At 42.4% G+C, this 18,064-nt stretch carries 14 protein-coding genes and 2 pseudogenes; 10 read left to right on the top strand and 6 right to left on the bottom strand.

Annotated features, from left to right (window positions below):
* Positions 1 to 105 precede the first annotated feature (105 nt).
* Positions 106 to 414, top strand: a complete 309-nt coding sequence (locus IQ276_RS36635) for a hypothetical protein (protein ID WP_228043347.1) — start codon at positions 106 to 108, stop codon at positions 412 to 414.
* 251 nt (positions 415 to 665) lie between these two features.
* On the opposite strand, the gene IQ276_RS36640 is transcribed toward IQ276_RS36635, so the two are convergent.
* Positions 666 to 1,799, bottom strand: coding sequence for an ISAs1 family transposase (locus tag IQ276_RS36640; RefSeq protein WP_193925736.1), 1,134 nt, complete (start codon positions 1,797 to 1,799; stop codon positions 666 to 668).
* 905 nt (positions 1,800 to 2,704) lie between these two features.
* On the opposite strand from IQ276_RS36640, the gene IQ276_RS36645 reads away from it, so the two are divergent.
* The 7 genes from IQ276_RS36645 to IQ276_RS36675 all read left to right on the top strand — a co-directional run bounded on the left by IQ276_RS36645 (position 2,705) and on the right by IQ276_RS36675 (position 11,358).
* Positions 2,705 to 3,973: a hypothetical protein gene (locus tag IQ276_RS36645; RefSeq protein ID WP_235116402.1), complete on the top strand. Its 1,269-nt coding sequence runs from the start codon at positions 2,705 to 2,707 to the stop codon at positions 3,971 to 3,973.
* Between the two features lie 22 nt (positions 3,974 to 3,995).
* Complete coding sequence (locus IQ276_RS36650; RefSeq protein ID WP_193925351.1) at positions 3,996 to 4,631, top strand: hypothetical protein; 636 nt, start codon at positions 3,996 to 3,998, stop codon at positions 4,629 to 4,631.
* A gap of 206 nt (positions 4,632 to 4,837) precedes the next feature.
* Positions 4,838 to 8,185 carry a putative type IV secretion/conjugal transfer ATPase gene (locus IQ276_RS36655; protein ID WP_235116403.1) on the top strand — a complete coding sequence of 1,116 codons (3,348 nt, stop codon included), beginning with the start codon at positions 4,838 to 4,840 and terminating at the stop codon, positions 8,183 to 8,185.
* 33 nt (positions 8,186 to 8,218) lie between these two features.
* The gene (locus IQ276_RS36660) at positions 8,219 to 9,031 is read left to right on the top strand and encodes a hypothetical protein (RefSeq protein WP_235116404.1); all 813 of its coding nucleotides are present in this window, start codon (positions 8,219 to 8,221) and stop codon (positions 9,029 to 9,031) included.
* A 5-nt stretch (positions 9,032 to 9,036) separates the two neighbouring features.
* The gene (locus IQ276_RS36665) at positions 9,037 to 10,170 is read left to right on the top strand and encodes a hypothetical protein (RefSeq protein ID WP_235116405.1); all 1,134 of its coding nucleotides are present in this window, start codon (positions 9,037 to 9,039) and stop codon (positions 10,168 to 10,170) included.
* A gap of 91 nt (positions 10,171 to 10,261) precedes the next feature.
* Positions 10,262 to 10,993, top strand: coding sequence for a hypothetical protein (locus IQ276_RS36670; protein ID WP_228013462.1), 732 nt, complete (start codon positions 10,262 to 10,264; stop codon positions 10,991 to 10,993).
* A gap of 17 nt (positions 10,994 to 11,010) precedes the next feature.
* A complete protein-coding gene (locus IQ276_RS36675) occupies positions 11,011 to 11,358 on the top strand; it encodes a hypothetical protein (protein ID WP_235116406.1) in 348 nt (115 codons plus the stop codon).
* A 189-nt stretch (positions 11,359 to 11,547) separates the two neighbouring features.
* Here IQ276_RS36675 and IQ276_RS36680 read toward each other — a convergent pair.
* A pseudogene (locus tag IQ276_RS36680) lies at positions 11,548 to 13,008 on the bottom strand (ISLre2-like element ISCst1 family transposase).
* 244 nt (positions 13,009 to 13,252) lie between these two features.
* Here IQ276_RS36680 and IQ276_RS40845 point away from each other — a divergent pair.
* Positions 13,253 to 14,602, top strand: coding sequence for a TrbI/VirB10 family protein (locus IQ276_RS40845; RefSeq protein ID WP_235116407.1), 1,350 nt, complete (start codon positions 13,253 to 13,255; stop codon positions 14,600 to 14,602).
* A 173-nt stretch (positions 14,603 to 14,775) separates the two neighbouring features.
* Positions 14,776 to 15,645 carry a hypothetical protein gene (locus IQ276_RS36690; protein WP_235116408.1) on the top strand — a complete coding sequence of 290 codons (870 nt, stop codon included), beginning with the start codon at positions 14,776 to 14,778 and terminating at the stop codon, positions 15,643 to 15,645.
* 248 nt (positions 15,646 to 15,893) lie between these two features.
* Here IQ276_RS36690 and IQ276_RS36695 read toward each other — a convergent pair whose 3' ends face one another.
* The 4 genes and pseudogenes from IQ276_RS36695 to IQ276_RS36710 form a co-directional block, all read right to left on the bottom strand.
* Positions 15,894 to 16,376, bottom strand: a complete 483-nt coding sequence (locus IQ276_RS36695) for a hypothetical protein (protein ID WP_193916720.1) — start codon at positions 16,374 to 16,376, stop codon at positions 15,894 to 15,896.
* Positions 16,377 to 16,475: 99 nt separating this feature from the next.
* Positions 16,476 to 16,649, bottom strand: coding sequence for a hypothetical protein (locus IQ276_RS36700; RefSeq protein WP_235116410.1), 174 nt, complete (start codon positions 16,647 to 16,649; stop codon positions 16,476 to 16,478).
* Positions 16,650 to 16,673: 24 nt separating this feature from the next.
* A pseudogene (locus IQ276_RS40530) lies at positions 16,674 to 16,781 on the bottom strand (hypothetical protein); the annotation flags it as partial.
* A 78-nt stretch (positions 16,782 to 16,859) separates the two neighbouring features.
* A complete protein-coding gene (locus tag IQ276_RS36710; protein ID WP_235116412.1) occupies positions 16,860 to 17,672 on the bottom strand; it encodes an AAA family ATPase in 813 nt (270 codons plus the stop codon).
* Positions 17,673 to 18,064 lie beyond the last annotated feature (392 nt).

Here is an 18,064-nt window from a genome sequence, read left to right on the forward strand (position 1 = left end):
TTTTTTAATAGCCAACTGGATAATCTATAAATCGCCATTTGGTCTAGCTGTTTCCAGATAAAGTCTTGTTAGGTTAACTCTTAAGGCAATCAGCTTTGAGTACCTATGGCTACCAAAACACTGACCAAACCTAAGCAAAGACAAAATTCTCAAAATCGCTCATGGGAAAACCTGACAGATCGCCGCAAACTCCGCCATATTGAAAACACATTGGATAAAGCGATCGCATCCTCAATTCAAGATGATTCTATCCAGTCCCACGAGGACTTTAAAGCCTATGTAGAAAACTACAGCCAGGAATCAGGTAAAGCCCCCATCACAGTAGAACTCTGTGTAGGAGGTGGAGATGATGACGAGATTAGAGGCTATCGCTTCTACCTCACCAGCGATCCGAACCACAGAACCAGTGGCTAGGGGAAACGCACCTTATTTACTAATAAAAACTAAGAGAGATTTCAAAATGACATAGATAATTGTAAAAATTCATAAAATGATAAATAAAATAAATGAAGTATTCTCAAAAAGCATGAATTACCTTATCGGAAGCTCAATGATTATTTATTGATACTAAAATAACTCAATATTCGAGTTTATAAAACTATGTTTATCTAGAGGAAAAGTGAAATTCTTCCTAAATATTTAAAATTAACTTCTGATATATTAGTTTATGCTAATGCTAAAACTCTTGCTAAATAATTGTTATCCAGCCCAGCAAGAAACTGTTTGTTTTTTATTCCACGTTTTACACGCTTCTCTTGACCTAAAAGATTGACTGCAATATGTCTGAGAATTGCAAAATTCTCTGGAGCATTATCTTTCCTAATCCGACAGTCGTCTTCCTTCAAGGCGACATCCAATACCCAATGTAATGAATTCTCAACTCCCCAATGACTGCGAATAGAATTACCAAACTGTTGGGCATTATCTTCTAGGCTACTAATAAAATAGCGAGTTTCAACTGTCGTTTTACCTTCTAATGAACGGACGGACTCTACCATACCAACACTATTAAACTTTGACCAAACTGAATCTGGGTTAAGTCGAGACTGAATCTGAGATAACATCACATAGTGGCGGATTTCATGACGACTATGCCCTTTTTCTTCTGTTTTATATGTGCTATGCTCAATCCCCTCAAAATCTGTACTTATCCCTGACTGGAATAATTTTTCAACTTCATCATAAAGATTTCCTTGATTCTTTTTTAACGTAATTACATAATCCGCATCTTGCTCTGTAATTACTCTTACAATTTCTTTTTGACAACCGATTGCGTCAATCGTGACAATACATCCAGATAGATCCAAGACTTTTAATAATTCTGGGATTGCTGTAATCTCATTTGATTTTTTATCAACTTTAACTTGTCCCAATACTAATTTACTTGTAGTTGCCCAAGCACTTACTATTTGGATTGCACTTTGCTCACTACTTTTATCGTAAGAACCGCGTAAGGTTTTACCATCAATGGCGACAACTTCACCATTAGTCATCTTAGTTATTGATTTCATCCAATTAATAAAACATGACTCGAATTGTTGAGGATTTATTTGTGCAAAAACTCGTGCAAATGTATCGTGAGATGGAATGCCATTTGGTAATTCTAAAAATGTTTTTAACCACTCATACTTCGCACATCCGTATGTTTCAACTGCCACCCAGCCATCGGCACCACAAATTACTGCACAAATAGCAATCGTCATGATATCGATTAAGTTATGACGCTTTGTGCGATCTATTCGTGGGTCTTGTATTTCCAAAAAATGGTCAGCAATTGTGATTTTTGGCTTTAGCTTCATAGAGAGGCGAATAAGAATGAATGAAATTCTTCTTTGGAGTTCCTGCAAGAATACCATATTCCTTAACAGGTAGCCGTCCTGACTTTTCACGCCATTTGTAAAAGTCACTTTAATCAGTTAGCGATGGCGTAACCCCCCTTCCCGGTAGCGATCGCATAAATTGAGTTTTTCTTTGCGCTGATATTCCCGTGATTCCTAGTCATTAATCTAAAACTATTGAGAATCAGACTGTGAGAAAACCTACGCTCTTAAGTGGAGAACTGACCGTGAAAATTCAGGCAGCCGTCGGCTGCCTCTAACTCCCCCTCACAATGATTATCATTTTCATGCTGAGTGAGATTTAATTTCCTCAAAGTCTTATGTAGTTTGAGTCTTGGTGTATTTCATCATGATCCAGGCTCGTCAATATTTAGATGCGTTTGCCCTGAACCAGTGGCAAGTACCTGATTAAAAACCTAGAAGGAATTACCAGCAAAGATGAAAACTACTTCACCCCTTCTAACATTGCTGAAATTTGCGGTTTTGCTGAAACAGAACTAGACGATCTCGATGATGAATTAGAAGATGACCTGCTCGATTTAGATGAAGAAAATGAAGAAATAGATGATACAAACGACGAACTAGACAACCTATTAAATGACGATTTCAACACCACACTTGATGACCTAGATGACTTAGGTGAAGAAGACGAGCCATCTGTTAGTCGTGTTAGCGCAGCCCATAAAACTCAAGCCAAAACTTCAACTAAAACCCAAAGTAAGTCTCAGCCTAAAACACAACCTAAAACTCAGGACAGAGTTAATACCAATAAAACTGCTGCCAAAAACTCTAAATCCAGAGAGCCTCTAGACGAAGCTTCGCGTTTAAGTGCCACAGCTGCCACCAACGGACGAGAAGTGAATGGGGTGAATTTGGCAGGCTTAACAGGTCAACTGGCATCTCTGGGAATTGCGGTGGGACAGGGAGTTTTGGAACAGCTAGCAGCTGAAGCTGATGAAAAGCGGCTTGAACGAATTCTCAAAGAACTGCAACAGCAGAATGACCGCGTAGATAACATAGCCAGTCGCTTGCAAGAAGCAAAGCCGGACTCACCAGAGTCTCAAAAGTCTCAAGATTTTCAAACTGTATCTGAAGAATCAGCCGCAGAAAATCCACTGGCTGTAGCTGCTACCAAAATCGGCTCGAAAGTAGATAATCTTGGTGACAAGCTAGACCCCAAATATCAATCTCAACCATTTGAATTAAATAAGGATGCCAGCGTCAGCGAACAGCTTGACCAAATTGAAGCCTACCTGAAAGTTCTTTCCAAGCGACTTGACCGTTTAGAAATGGTAATTAGCCGATTGGAAAAACAGATGGCAGCACCACAGAATAATTCTACTGTTGTTGAGTCAAAAACTGATGCAGATATTGTCCAACCTAACTCTGCTAACCAGCCACCAGCAGATGTTGACATTTTAGAACATCTGACGAAACGCCAAGCACAGCAACAACAAGCTGTCTGTGCCGATGCTTTAGTGGGGTTTGCCAAAGTTGCTGGTGAGTTATTTGACCAATCACCCCAAGCAGGTATCGCCATTTCCAGTAACAAAACTTTATGGGTAAAAGCACAGGACAAGCAGGTAGCGATGTCTGCGGGGGGCGTAGCGATCGCCTTAGAAAATACCCAAGGTGAAACACTCTTTGCTGGTACTCGCATTCAGGGACAGTGGGCGATCGCACAAGACAATCTCAGTCCTGATGAAAAAACGGGCATTTGCAAACTGCCACAGTCGAAAGAAGAATACGCCCTCAAAGCCAGTACCCAAGCATTAATTCAAAAATTTCAAGAACAACTACCTAACCGATTTAACAGCAACGATGAACCGACCTTCACCTGGACTGAAAAGGGCAAAGTCAAGTACGAGTTTGAAGTAGTAAAACTGCCCAATGATACACGGCTACTTCAAGGATTTAACCCTAATCGTAACGATGAACAAGTGCTTGATGCCGTTTTAGTACCAGGGCAGCCCCCGGAGATTTTGCAGTGTAGCATCCCCCTGCGTGAGATAGAAACGCTACTGGACAATCAGCAATCAACTCGCTCTACCCAAGCTCAGACTGATAAAGATACTGCAAGGCAACGCCAGAAACAAACTCAAAGAAAAGCCAGCAAACCAGAAATGCAAGTTTAATTCTACAAACGAGAAGAGAAAAATGAACAATACAAAATCTCACATTTCTCAGTTAAAACTACTGCCATCTCGTAAATTTTCAACCAACTTGAGAAACCTGAAAATCAACCGCATAGACTTACTTTTCATTTTACTATGTCTTGCGATTGGAATTTATTTGTTAGCTACCAAACCCATATTCGTCACTATTTTGGGATGTGCCACCATTGTTTTCTTGAGTATTGGGTATGTAATTAGGACAGTACCAATTCTAGAAAAGTATTTAGGTAGAAAAATCCGCTTCTGGCATATTGTTGCCGCCATTATCACTGTTACCGCTTTACTCGATACCTTTACAACTCCAGCCCAAGCTATTTTCTTAAGCGGGTTGGAAAGCTTCTTCAACAATTTAGCCCAACAAAGTTCCCAAGCCGGAGGCGGTTCCACTAGCACTTTGGATGCCAACGTTGTTGGTTTGACATTTAACCTCATCCGAGGTGCATTCTTGCTGCTGGTTGCTGCTGCTTCTCTATTTGCCTATAACCAAGCCCAGCAAGGTAACGACTGGCGACCAATTGTTACTCAAGTTGGTTTAGCATTCTCCATCGTTATTGCCATTGATGTCATCACTTTCATATTTGTCGGTAATGGCGCAGGAACAACATCAGCCATCAGGTAAACCCAACTTGAATTTTATACCCATTAAATAAGAATTCAGAAGTCAGAAAACATTCGTCAGAATTCATCAGTGGGGGATGAGCATAGTTGATCTAGACAACTTTGAGAGGTTTATGACAAGAAGAAAAGTCCTATTCTCCCCCTTATCTTCACTTGTCACTCCTTGGTTGACTGACTACTAATGCAGCACCAGAGAATTACAAAAATATGGCACAAGACAATCGAGAATTCATCAAAGTCAATCGGATTCTAGGCAAACAAGCCAGCATTGGGCCAATTCCGGCTGAACAGCTACTTCCTTGGATTGCCATCATTGTAGTTTGCTATGTTCTCACCAATGGTTTACTCAGTTTGGGTATGGGTTGGTTCTTTGCTACCTCATTCTGGCTAATTATCAGCTGGTGGATTCTCACAGGCAAACAGCCCCATCAGTTTTTAGATCGATGGCGTAATCCACCGGGAACAGAGTGGTGCAACAGTAACAGCATTTACATCTCACCGATTCCCGAATATCGACCCTGGTGGGTGCGTCGGCGTTACGCAGACTCGCAAGTGCAAATCCGATTCAAGCCGCTGATTGTACCGAATCAATATGGAGGCAAAAGTAAGCTCATGCCCTTCCAAAATGAGGTAAACATCTGCTGTATTGCAGAAATTAAGAAAGATGATCGTGAAGTGGCTGCCTTGTTATTGGATAAAGGCAACTCTCAGTATCAACTCGTGTTTGGGTTTCGCATCGCTGGACTGCATGACATACTACATGAAAATGAGGTCAGCGAATTTGCCCACTCTATTGAAGAGGGTTTGAAAGAACTACCGCCCGGTGAAAAAATTACTTTTTGTACAGGCTGTTATAGTGATGATACTGAGTCATATCTCCTACGGACAGGCTCTACCAAGGGAGTACCCCACAAACGCCAAACCCCGCTTACTGCCTTAGCAGACGATTGCCACTTGAAACCAGTTTCTGTGCTGCTTCGCAACGAGCAATTGCGGGTGGAACAACTCAAGGAAGCAGGTTCTCGCCAAATCTGGAATCAAATTGCCTTCTGTACTTGGACGAGCGATGATGAAGCTGGTTCACAGCAAAAGGATTTTGTGGGTGGACTGATTGAAAAATGTAGAAAATTCGGCTCTTGGGCAGTTGAATTGATTACAGGGAACAAACGCATTTACCAAGAAGAGTTTTTCAAAAAGCTCTTACTGCAAGGGTTTCAGCAAGGATTCATTCAGTGGGAATTGCTGCTCAATACCAAAATTGGCTTAGAGGTAACACCTTGCAATGCTACAGATTTGTGGCAGTGGCTTTGGAATCGATTTAATGAGGGTGCAGCACCTCCTATTCCCCAAGTCATTACACTGAAGGAGACTGAGACGGGACTAGAGTTAACAGAAACCCTAACCACCGACAAGCACATCTGTACATTACTGATTGAAGGACAACAAGGACGTTCCGCTTGTCCCGAACATCGGGGAGATAATGACCGAGTTTACCTGACAGGTAAAAGCAAGGTTTGTGGAGTCATGGTTGTAACAGATCCCCCCGTCGGCTGGTCTAATGCCCAAGAGCAGCTAAAGTGGGTCTGGAAAATCCTTGCTTCCAGCTACGTCCATGATACAGAAGCTTGGATTGAAATCAGCCGCAGCAATGACTTCTTCATCCAAGACAACCTGGCGCGTCAGGCAAAACAATCCAAAACAGCCCGCACTTTAGCCATAACCAAAGGACAGGGACGGGACGTTGGAGCGGAAATCAAACAGGAGGAATCCTTTGAAGCTCAACGACGACTTTATGAAGGCACGAAAGCATTGCACTGTGCGCCTGTATTTCTAGTTTATCGTCACAGCGCCCAAGAGTTAACCCACGCTTGCAACTTGTTAGCTAACAGTTTTGAGACTGCCAAAGTAATTCGAGAGCGTAATATTGCTTGGGAAATTTGGCTGCAAACCCTGCCGATTACCTGCAAATGGTTGCTGCACGGAGGCAATCTCAGCGAACGCAGAATAACTTTAGATACTCATACTGTAGCCGGGATTATGCCCCTAACTGTCCCCAAGGACATCGATAAACAAGGTGTAGAATTCCTTACCAGTCGTGGTGGCAAGCCTATTTATGTTGACTTATTTCACCAGCAGATTGGACGCGCTCTAATTACAGGTACTTCCGGCTCAGGAAAGAGCGTTTTGGGATGGCGCTTTGCTCTAGAGGCATTAGCGAACAATATTCCCGTAGTTGGTATGGATATCTCTGCCAGTGGTAACAGCACTTTCAAGACGGCAATTGAGCTTTTGGGCGAACAAGGGGCATATTACGATATTTCCAGTGGCAGCAGTAACCTACTGGAACCGCCAGATTTGCGACGCTTCGACAAGTCAGAACGGGAACGACGCATGGAATCGTGGAAGGATTTTATTCGCAAAGCATTAACAGCGATCGCAATGGGTAAAGTCGAAAACCCCCATCTAGCTCAACGGGTTGATGCCTTGCTAGTCAAAGCTTTGGACGTATTTCTAAAAGACCCAGAAATTATTACTCGCTACAACCGAGCCTTTGAGATGGGCTGGCTTTCACCAGAATGGCAGCAGATACCCACGCTACCAGATTTCGTCAAGTTCTGTACTAGAGAGCGCCTCAATCTGAGATCCTTTGAAGACATTGACCGACAGGCACTCAACCAAATCCAAAATCAGGTTAGCGCTTTACTCGCATCTAGGTTGGGAAAAGCGATCGCTCGTCCCAGCACTTTTTCCCCATTACCGGCGATTAAATTCTTTGCCCTCAGTGGATTAAGTAACGAACAGGATGCTTACTTGATGGCAATTAACGCCCATAGTGCTTGTATCCGTAATGCACTATCCCATCCTAAGAGTTTGTTTATTGGCGATGAGCTTTCCGTATTGTTACGTAAAGATGGCTTTGCCCAGATTATAGGCGAAACCTGTGCCACGGGAAGGAAAGAAGGCATTGCTGTTCTGTTGATGTCCCAAGACCCGGATACCATTTGCGAGTGTTCTACAGGCGCTCAAATTATGCAGAACATGACCTACCGGATTACCGGACGTATTACCAGTAGCGGTATTGCTTCTTTCCAACAGTATCTGGGCTATCCCGTCAATATTATCAGTCAAAATGCGACTGAAGCATTTTTGCCCCGTACCAGCGACCTTTATTCTTGTTGGCTAGTAGAAACAGGTGGTAGATTCTGGCGTACCCGCTTTTACCCTGCCGAAATGATGCTGGCCAGTGTTGCCAATAACCAGGATGAACGGGAAGCACGAGAACGGGTGATGGCTCAGTATCCAGATACCGCTAAAGGCAATCTGTTAGGACTGAGAGCGTTTACAGATGCTTACATTCCGGCTTTGAAGGAAAACAGAGGGTTTAAGCATATTGGTCGAGAGATACATCAAACCGCAGCATTGCGCGATTGGCTACACCCACCTGTAACTCCTGCGGACAAGCTGCACCAAAGCGGAGCATCTCTGCAAAAAGAAGGCGATCGCCAAGAAAGTAACGATTGCCAACAGGCTGAAAGTAGCCTGATTGCAAGTTGATATATCTAGAAATTGCATTAAGGAAGGTGAATCATGAAATCTAAACTTACCTTTATCAGATTGATGGCACTAATTCTAATTTTGGAACTTGGTTCTATCGCCAGTCCAGCCCTTGCTCGCACTCAAGACAACGGTCGAGATCCGGTAGCTGCTGCTGTTAGTAACAAAACTACTGGTAGTATTTTCACCTCAGACACAGCATCTCAAATCAATGATTTTGTGGGAGATGTCAAAAATTTCGCTCAAAATGACCTATTTAATCCTCTTGGCAATTTGCTCAATTCTGCCTTGGGTGCAATTCAAATTCCAGATTTAAACAAAGTTTTGGCTGGAATCATGAACGGTTCTGCCAACAACGACCCTGGTGCCGTGCTGTCTGAAACTTTGGAAAACAAAACCAATGGTCAAAGCTCTTATGGTATCCGTGAAGACCTTGGTAAATATGCTACTAGAACAGTTGCCACAGAGATCGCTAATCAGGCTACTTTGAGCCAAACAGCCCAAAGTCAGATGGCTCAAATTAAGCAAGCTACTCAACAAGATACTCAAGAAAGCGTCAGCTTGGGTGAGGAATCCCAAAGTTTAGATGTCACCCAACAGATTTTGCAAAACCTATCCCAACAGACTGCTCTTACCAGTCGCGTCAACGAGCGGATGCTTATTGAAGCCCAGCAAGCACGCATTGACAGGGCATTGAGTAACACCTTAACCGCTCAAACAGCCAAGGAACTTTCAGCCATCAATACTGCCGATCGCCGTAAGACTGTTGCCGCCGGTAATGCTGCCACTCAACAGGCGGGGTTATTGATCATGCCTGGTGGCATTACCCTTGGTTCTGACCAGTAGTAGCTTTGATTTCGACACTCATGATCCACATTATTGCTCAATCATTTCCAGTAACAGGCGGAGAATCCGATGCCCTAGAAATTATCTCCAGTTCTTTAGAACTTTCTCGCGCCACAGTTGAGTCGTGGAATACCGTGTGGCTAGTTACTTTAGATCCGCTCGGTTCGGCATTATGGATTGGCTTGATTAAATTGGGCATCACCTTGGGAGCCGCCAGCATATTATTTGTGGCGCTAACCACTGGTAAGGAAATCATTGAAAAGCAATCATGGTCAGAACTGGCATCAATCTTTGTTTGGCCCTTCGTGATTATGATTTTCTTGGGAGCCAACGGCAATATGCTGGCCAAGACAATTACTGTTATCCGAGGCTTCGCTTACAACCAAGTGCAAAGCGTTCTTCAGCTTCAAGTTGGTGAACTAACATTTCGAGATGCTATTACCAATGTGGCAATTAGCAGTATCGCTAGACAACAGCTAGAAAACCTTTATAGCGAATGTCAAGGAAAAGTCGGTACAGAGTTAGTTGAATGCTGGAACTCAAAGCAAGCCCAGGCACAGGCAATTGTTACCAAAGCTGAAGAGCAAGCAAAATCTCCACTCCAACCACTACGAGATTTTGCTAGTTTTCTCTGGAATAGAACTTTGCCTGGTCAAATCGGTACTGCTGTTCAGTTTGCCAATGATCCAGGTAGTGTGTTTCGAGATACTGCCATCCCCATTATTCGCTTTATCCTGTATGCCCTGCAATGGGGCTTTGTAAATATTTTGGAAGCTGCTCTGTTGCTAACGGCATTATTTGCGCCGATCGCAGTTGGTTTATCTTTACTGCCATTACAAGGTCGTCCTATTTGGGCGTGGCTGACAGGGTTTATTTCCTTGTTTGGTGTTCAACTTGGTTACAACATTTTAGTAGGTTTAGCAGCAGTCGTGCTGGTGAAGTCTGGTGCTGAGTTAGCATCTGATGTAGCATTTTTATGTTTCCTGAGCATCTTTGCACCAGTTTTGGCGGTATTGATAGCTGGAGGTGGGGGAATGGCAATCTATAACGGCATTTCTGCCAATGTCAAAGGCTTAACCGATATTTTTAGCAGTGCCATTGGAACTGCAACCAGTATTGCTCTACTCCGTAGGGGGTAATACCAATTTTGGATTTTGGATTTTAGATTAAAAACCTTTAACACAAGGCTGTTCCAGGATTCTCAAACAATACTACTTATGCCCATTTGGTATGACTCTGCAAATTAAACGACTTCAAGCTCCATTGCTTCCAGAAGCCAAAAACCTCCTAGCTGTTTGCTTTATCTGCCTAACTGCATTTAACGGTCTGATATTTTTATTAACTCTATTCACCGCTTTCAGGGTCAATAAAATTGCCGATCGCAAGACGACCTTTGCCCAGTTGGTAAATGGCGAGACAATCTACATTTCCGAGCAAGACCGTAACTGGCGCTATCCAGCTGTAATTCAAAAAGTAGTTAGTGACTGGACAACTCTAACATTTAACTGGGATGACAAACTCACTGGCACTAATCAACCAGACCAAGGCATTCAAGTTGGTAGAAATGGGCGCATTCCCACAAATACTTGGTTTGCTTCCCTGCTACTAGAACCGGAATTTGCCAAAGCTTCTCTACCGAAGATTGCCGAATTAGTTCCTACTAGCTTCTTTTCAGGTCAGCTTCGCAGCACCACTATTATTTCCTATTTGTCAGAACCGAGAGCAGTACGACCTGGGGAATGGGAAATAGACATGATTGCTACCCGTATCTTAGTTGACCGAACTACTGGTAGAGATGAGCGTATTCCTTTTAACCGCACATTTACCGTCCAAGCAGTGGAGATTCCCCGATCTCCTTTAAGTAAAGATGCCCCCCTGGTAGAACAGAAAATTTATGAAGTGCGATCGTCTGGACTGCAAATTACCAAGATGGTTGAGTTCAATTCTCAGCAACGACGCTAAAGGAAAAAGGTAGAATTATGACCAATTCAAATCAAAACCATGAATTTGACTACTTAAACGAGAACTCTGCTGATTCTTCGCCGGGATTCAACAGTACTAACGGCAATCATCGCTCTAACCAAGCCACTTTGGTCGCTGATGATGATATCAGCCCTGAAGAGGAGCAGTTGTTGGCAGGTTATAACCCTACCGCAAATCACCTCATTTCCGAAGAATATCGCTTGAAACAAGATGCAGAAGGAGCGGTAGAGCGACCGTTAGCAGAAAAACCTAGTGTTCGACGGGAGCAATGCGATTTTGTGAGGTCTGGTCAAAAACAAGCGATGCCTGCGGCGGGCGTAGCCATCGCTAAAAATTATATTTAGGTACAAGGTGATTTTATTTGCAAATAAAATACTGGTTTGCACAAAAATTCATCTTGATGAAATATCTCAAAAAGATTAATAGCAAGTCATTTGACGATTTTTTATAAAAATATCTGCAATCAGCCTTTCATACTTAGTATGAATTATGTCAAAAAGTAAATTAAAGGCAAGATTAAAGTATAAAATTTATCAAGCAGCTTGGGGTTTGATAAAAGAATTAAAGATAGAACCACAAAAATTATCCCAACTTCCAGCCATCCATTGACAACGCAGATGTAAGATAATTTCTGCATTTTCTTTCAACCAAAATTTACTGTTACCCTTGATTCTTAAGTTGACAACTTGACGAATTAAACTCTCAATTGCTCCACTACCTATTGGTAGTTTTTGGTCTAGTATCTTAGCGTAATTTAAACGCCTTTCACGATAGGCACGTAAAAGGTAATTTCTCTGTGTGACCATAGTTTTACAACGCTCTCCCGTAGCTTCAGATATAAATTCATCCATCTGCCTAATTATGGTCATGGCATTACTTTTTTTAAAGTTCTCCGTGCTTTTTTAAACCAATTATTCCGCTCCTTATCATCACTAAACGCTACATCAGCAAATTTCTGTAGCCGTTCAGTAACATGGTAAAAATCAAATAATTGATAAGTCGCATCGGGAGATTTCAATTTCTTTAAAAGAGGGGGAATATGCTTCCAAATCCATTCAGCACCGTCAGCAACTAATAAAACTTGTTTTGCTTGACTAATTCCCAAACTAATCAGATGCATTTCTAAAATTGGCAAAAAGCCTTTATAGTCTTCATAAGTGCCATCATTTACAATGTTTATTTCGCCATTTTTAACTTTTTTACCCTGTTCATCAACCACATAAATTGTTAATAATTTTGGCTCAACCCATTCCCCTGTAAAGCCGTGCTTGTTTGTTTTGAGATTTTTTCTACCTTTTTTATTAATCCTAATTCTACTCCTGCCACCATCTACAGCAATCACAACTCTCTGGTCTTTAAGTATATTCCCACCAGGTAATTTACCTTGTTGCAAGTTAGATATTTTAGTTTGACGTAAATCAATGCTGATTTGACCAAATTTATATGTCAATCGTTCAATTCGTTTAAGACTAATATTAATTCCCCAATCACCCAGGATTGTATGTGCGGCTTCAAAAGAACTAGCTATAATTCATATATTTTGTAATATCTGACCAAACTAATGGGGTCAAGCCTTCTGACATTCCTAACCATTTTAGCAAGGGGCAGAATCCAACATTAGTAGATTTATTCTTCGCTTTCTTTTCTCTTTTTTGAACAACGTATGGTAATTTAAGATTTACTACAACATTACCTACTGTTAATATTTCCCTCTTCGTATAACCGTGTCTTTGTGTGTCGGTATGCCACCATCCTTTGGTTTGATTAATTGCTGTTTGATGAGCCGACTCTGATTGAGAAAGCTTATGCAATAATATGGCGATACATTGACCCGCTAAAACTAAGGCAGCCTGTCTAATTTTTTCTTCTCTTTCTTTAACTATTTTTCCAGACCACTCCTCGATATTTTTCAAATCTAAAAGGTTAGTCACATCCTTTTGAAAATCTGATAATGAATCGGCAAAATTTAAATTTGCAGATATATTTTTTTTCATAAAGGTAGATACTTCCTATTTCAAAACTATTCCTGAAAGGAAATTTTACCTTTTTTTCTAGTAGCAACAATGTACAGAAACTTTGTTTTTGGTAGCAGGTTGTATCTTCTAAGCAATATTGCTGCAACTTTTGTATAAAATACTAAATATATACGTAAGAGTTTATTAGCGATCGCTCTCCAGGTGGGGTCATCTCACAAAATCGCATTGCTCCCGTGTTCGACTAGGTTCAGTAGTTGCCTTAGTGGGAATCGTTATTGGCTCTGTAGCACTGATCTGGTTTGGATTTCTCCAACCGAAACCTCCTGTCAAACAAGTAGTTCAAACTCCTACTACATCTCCAAAAGACGAACCAGTTTTAGATGAATCTGCCGAACTGAAAAGCAGATTAGCCTTTCAAGACCAACGGCAACAACTCAAAGTGGAACCTGTTGCGGCTAAATCTCCAAGTCCACCCCTACAAAATAAACCCAAAGGAACGCCATCTCAGCCTCCTCAGACTTTTTCACCGCGCACAACTCCTACATCACGCATAACACCAATAACTCCTGTAAGAATTTCTCAACCTGCGCCCCCAGTAGTACGGTATATTTCTCCAAATCCTGTAAGTTATCAAGCTTCAACACCAATACGGCAGCCTGAAAGTAATGTCGATCCTTTCCAGCAGTGGAGCCAACTAGCTAGCCTGGGACAGTCGCAAATCGATAACTCTAAAGCAGCTGAAACTCAGTCAGAAGTTGCTGTGAACACTCAAACTCCAACAGGCTTGAAACCAACAGCTAGGACATCCATTTCCACTCCCGAAGACCCTGGTATTCAAACAGTTTTAATTGGCTCCAAAAGCACTGATAGTAAAACTGATAACTTGACTCCAGGAATGGTAGGTATCCTCAATCGCACCCCTGTAGCTCCAGCCGATCTCAATGTAAATGAAACTAAAGAGGTAGCACTGGGTACATCTGCCCCAGGTAGAATTATCATGCCGATGATTTGGGATCAGGGAGGCAATAATAAGAGCGATCGCTTTGCTATTGAGTTAACCAAACCTCTCACAGCCACAGATGGCACGGTGGCACTCCCGGCTGGTACTGTTTTAGTAACGAAAACAGTGGCAGTAGGTAAAAAGAATAACTTAGTATCTGCAAGTGCGATCGCACTTATTTACCCTGACTCCCAAGGCACAGTCAAACAGGAAACTATTCCGGCTGAGACTTTGCTAATTCGCGGTCGAGGACAGCAACCGTTAATTGCTAAAAAGCTGAATGATGTGGGGACAGATATTGCCCAACAAGATTTATTAGTTGGATTACTCAGTAGTTTGGGTAAGGTGGGAAGCATAGTGAATCAGCCCCGCACTCAATCTAGCACTGTTGTTTCTAGTGGCACTTTTAACCAAAGTACTATTACTAGTAACTCTAATCCTCAGATTTGGGCGGCGGCGCTAGAAGGCTTTTTTAGTCCAGTCAGTGAACGTCTGTCTAGACGCTCTGACCAAGCAGTGCAGGAATTACTACAACGTCCAAATATCCAGTTTTTACCTGAAGGTACAGAAGTCTCAGTTGTCGTCAATAGTTTTTTGAAAGTTGAAAGATGATACTAATTTGGTATAAGTAGCCAGCAATTTAAAATTCAAACAGATTGAAGTTGAGTTATCTACAGCATCCTGGCTATTGAATAGATACAAACTGAACGTTCTACAACTTAATCTTTGAGATTAATAGAACAGCCTATAAGTCAAAACTTCTAGTCCAAAATTCTTTCATTGGTATGAAACAATTTGCCACTCTTGTTATTGCTAGCACCACAATATTATTTGGGGTTACGATACCTGTTGTACAGGCACAAGCACAAACTTCTGCATATCGCTTGATTGAACGGGATATGGCTGCAAGTAATAGGATTCAGGTTCAAGTTACTCCAGGACGTGCTACGCCTATTAGTTTCACTCAAACCGACGAGGCGATCGCCTATATTTTGGTAGCAGACCCTTCACGACTGGTCTACACCACAGATACAGATTTAAAAAGCGGACGCGCTACAACCATTTTTCTGAGGCCAATCCAACCGCTAAAGTTTCCAGGGGCTACCACTACTGCCATTACTAACTTACTTGTCCAAACTGTAGACAAAACGGGACAAAAACGACTCTACAACTTCGATATCGTTCCAGTGAGTAGAAACACTGGGTATGTAGGTATTCAGATTGCAAATGCGATCGTCGTACCCTTACAGGGAAGCAAGCTACGCATAGCGGACGCACCAGAAGACGTTGCCGTACCCCTACGGGGAAGCAAGCTACGCGCAGCGTCTCCGATAGGCTTCGGCACTGCACGTAGACGCCGAACAGCTTCTGAAAGTAGCGCAATCGCTGGACAACAGACACTCTTAATAGATAAAAATCGCAGAGCTAGAGTAGATGATATTGAAACCGGGCTGAAAATTGCTATTAATCGGGGTTACACCAACAAAAGCGATCCAGTTGTTCTTAAAATGCAGCAAGTTTTAGACCTGTTGCGAAATACCAGAGTAACAATCCCAGAAGCAGCTACATCTGTTGGTGTTCCAGTTGAGGTTATTTCTGAATTAGGAAGAATCGCCTTAAATGACCGTCTACTCAGACTAGGACAGCAACGCTAGAGGTTATGCATTATGCACTGGTTAAAATACATTTCTTTTTACTAAATTCAGATAATTCAGAATTTGAAAATAGAAAAATTAATTAATGCAATAATTTTGAAGCAGGGAGATAGCGACGGTCAAAAAGCTAACTGAGTGATAAGTCAGTTAGCATTGCTTAATGCGATTATTTGAGAATTTGTTGATAACACCTACTTCTTAATGACAATATGCGTTCGCCCTAATCTCGATGCTGATGCTAAGTATTGTCATTTTCCCCTTTGGTGATAATTCTGTAAATCGCTGTCTAGCGACCAGATAAACACTTCACTCATTTGAAAGAGATTACAGGACTTATGAAATTCCTGAATGATGCTAAAATCACCGAAACTGGTTCCTTCTTGCTTATTAGGAGCTTTGTTTTTGCCAGCCAGATCCGGGAACTGGTCAATCCACTCCAATATCTCTGCCGTGTTTGGGAATGTAGTAGGTCTCCAGGGAGCTACGCCTGTGAATGCCTCTTTAACTTCTTTAACAAAACGTAGGGCAGTTTTCCTTCGCATTGTGCCATCGCCGTTTTGGGCAATGTGGTTGCCTGTTTCGAGGATCGTCGCCATAGGCAACAAAAAAGTACAGCCAGATTGAAAATAAGTCTGATAATCTTGGAGGACTAATGCTCTATGCTGATTATAGTTGGGGACGTTAAGTATTTCGAGGAATATGCTGGTATCTATCAGGCAGATACTACTCATTGCCGTACTCCTGCAAACGAGACAGCCATTCCATAGCTTGCTGTTTTCTGTCTTCAGGTGTGTGCGGCGATTTAACGAACCGATCTACTACCCCAGCAGTTACCAGTTGACCGAGCGCCCCTGAGATATCAGACTTGGGAAATCGTACATATCCCCAAGCCGTACAAGGCGGCTATCTCCTGACTCTGGATCTCGGAAACAAAACACTACATCACCGAGAGCCGCATCGGGTAAGGCATCCATTAGGGCTGGGTTGTGGGTAGAAAGCAGCACTCGTAACTTCCTCTGCTCGGCAATATCGCGGATACTGGTGAGTAAATGCTTGGCACGGTTAGGATGAACACCGTTGTCAATTTCCTCGATGACGACTAAACTACCAACGGGTCGTCGATAGCATAGCAGCAGTTATAGCCAATACCCGCAAAGTGCCATCGGATAATAATGCTGCCTCACAATAGCGACGGTTATTACCAAAGGTTTCCGCTAGCCGCACCAGACTTCATCCCGTGGACCGAAAAGAAAATCTAGCCCATCTATAGCCTGTTCTGGTAGACTTTGGATAAAGTTCAGAATTGCCTGTTGATTGTCGGGGTTGTTTTCCCACAAGCGAAATAAAACACTAGAAAGATTTGTACCATCTTCTTGTAATCGCTTATCGGATTTGAAGCTGTATTCGCGCATTTTGGCGGGGACGGGATCTAGAAATAAGATATTCTTTAAGACTCGTTGATATTCGCGGACAGTCTCAGGAATAGTCTTTTGAGATTTGGGGTATTTTGCATCAAAACGGGCAGGGCTATCTAATTGCACGAATATAGCCATTTGATCGCTGCACGTTACTCGTGGTTTATTTTTTCCCCTTGTAAAGTTGTTATATGCGACACCAACATCTGTCCCTGCTCCTTGAGAGGGTTGATCTAGGTCATATAGTGGAAGTTGACTTGTCGAGCCAATGATCCGCTCACTACTAATGTGCAGTTCTCCGTCACGCACATTGAGGGTTATATCGAGTTTATTCCACTGTGTTGAGTCCAAATAGCAACCAATGGTAAAATTTGACTCTCCTCTATGGCACAAATCATTTACTCGACCGCGTACAACGCGCTCTGCACTATTTACTGCATATTGAATGCTGGAGAGTTTTTGCCCTTGTGCTAGCCATGACAGAAAGCGCAGACCTTCAAGGGCATTACTTTTACCTGCGGCGTTTGCACCTATTAGTACTGTCAGCGACCCAAGGGGCAATCGGCTTGTACTGTAGCTTTTGAAGCTGGCGAGGGTAAATTCTGTCAGCATAGCACTCATCTTACAATTATCATCTCAAGGCTCAATGGTGGAGGGAGGCGAAGAGGGCATCGAGTTCTGACAGTGAGGCGTGGTGACTCATCTCTAAAGCCCGTTACTGTGAGTCGGTTATTGTGCAGGTTCCGAGTTGGGGACAAATAATCTCTATTGCCTTACTCTTGAAAAAAACAATTCTGTGTTCGTTATCTTCAGAGTCTCCTAAAGTGACTCGTTTACGGATGCTCATGTTTTTCATATCAGAGACGGTATTCTCAAAGAAATCCGATTGATGCCCACAGTCGCAACGAAAGGATGATGGATACAGTTCTATTGCCATCTTACACACCATGACTTCCCCCGCCAAATACTACCATGCTAGTCAGGCGATATTTGACAGGAATAGT

The sequence above is a fragment of the Desmonostoc muscorum LEGE 12446 genome, from assembly GCF_015207005.2.
Classification (GTDB): domain Bacteria; phylum Cyanobacteriota; class Cyanobacteriia; order Cyanobacteriales; family Nostocaceae; genus Nostoc; species Nostoc muscorum.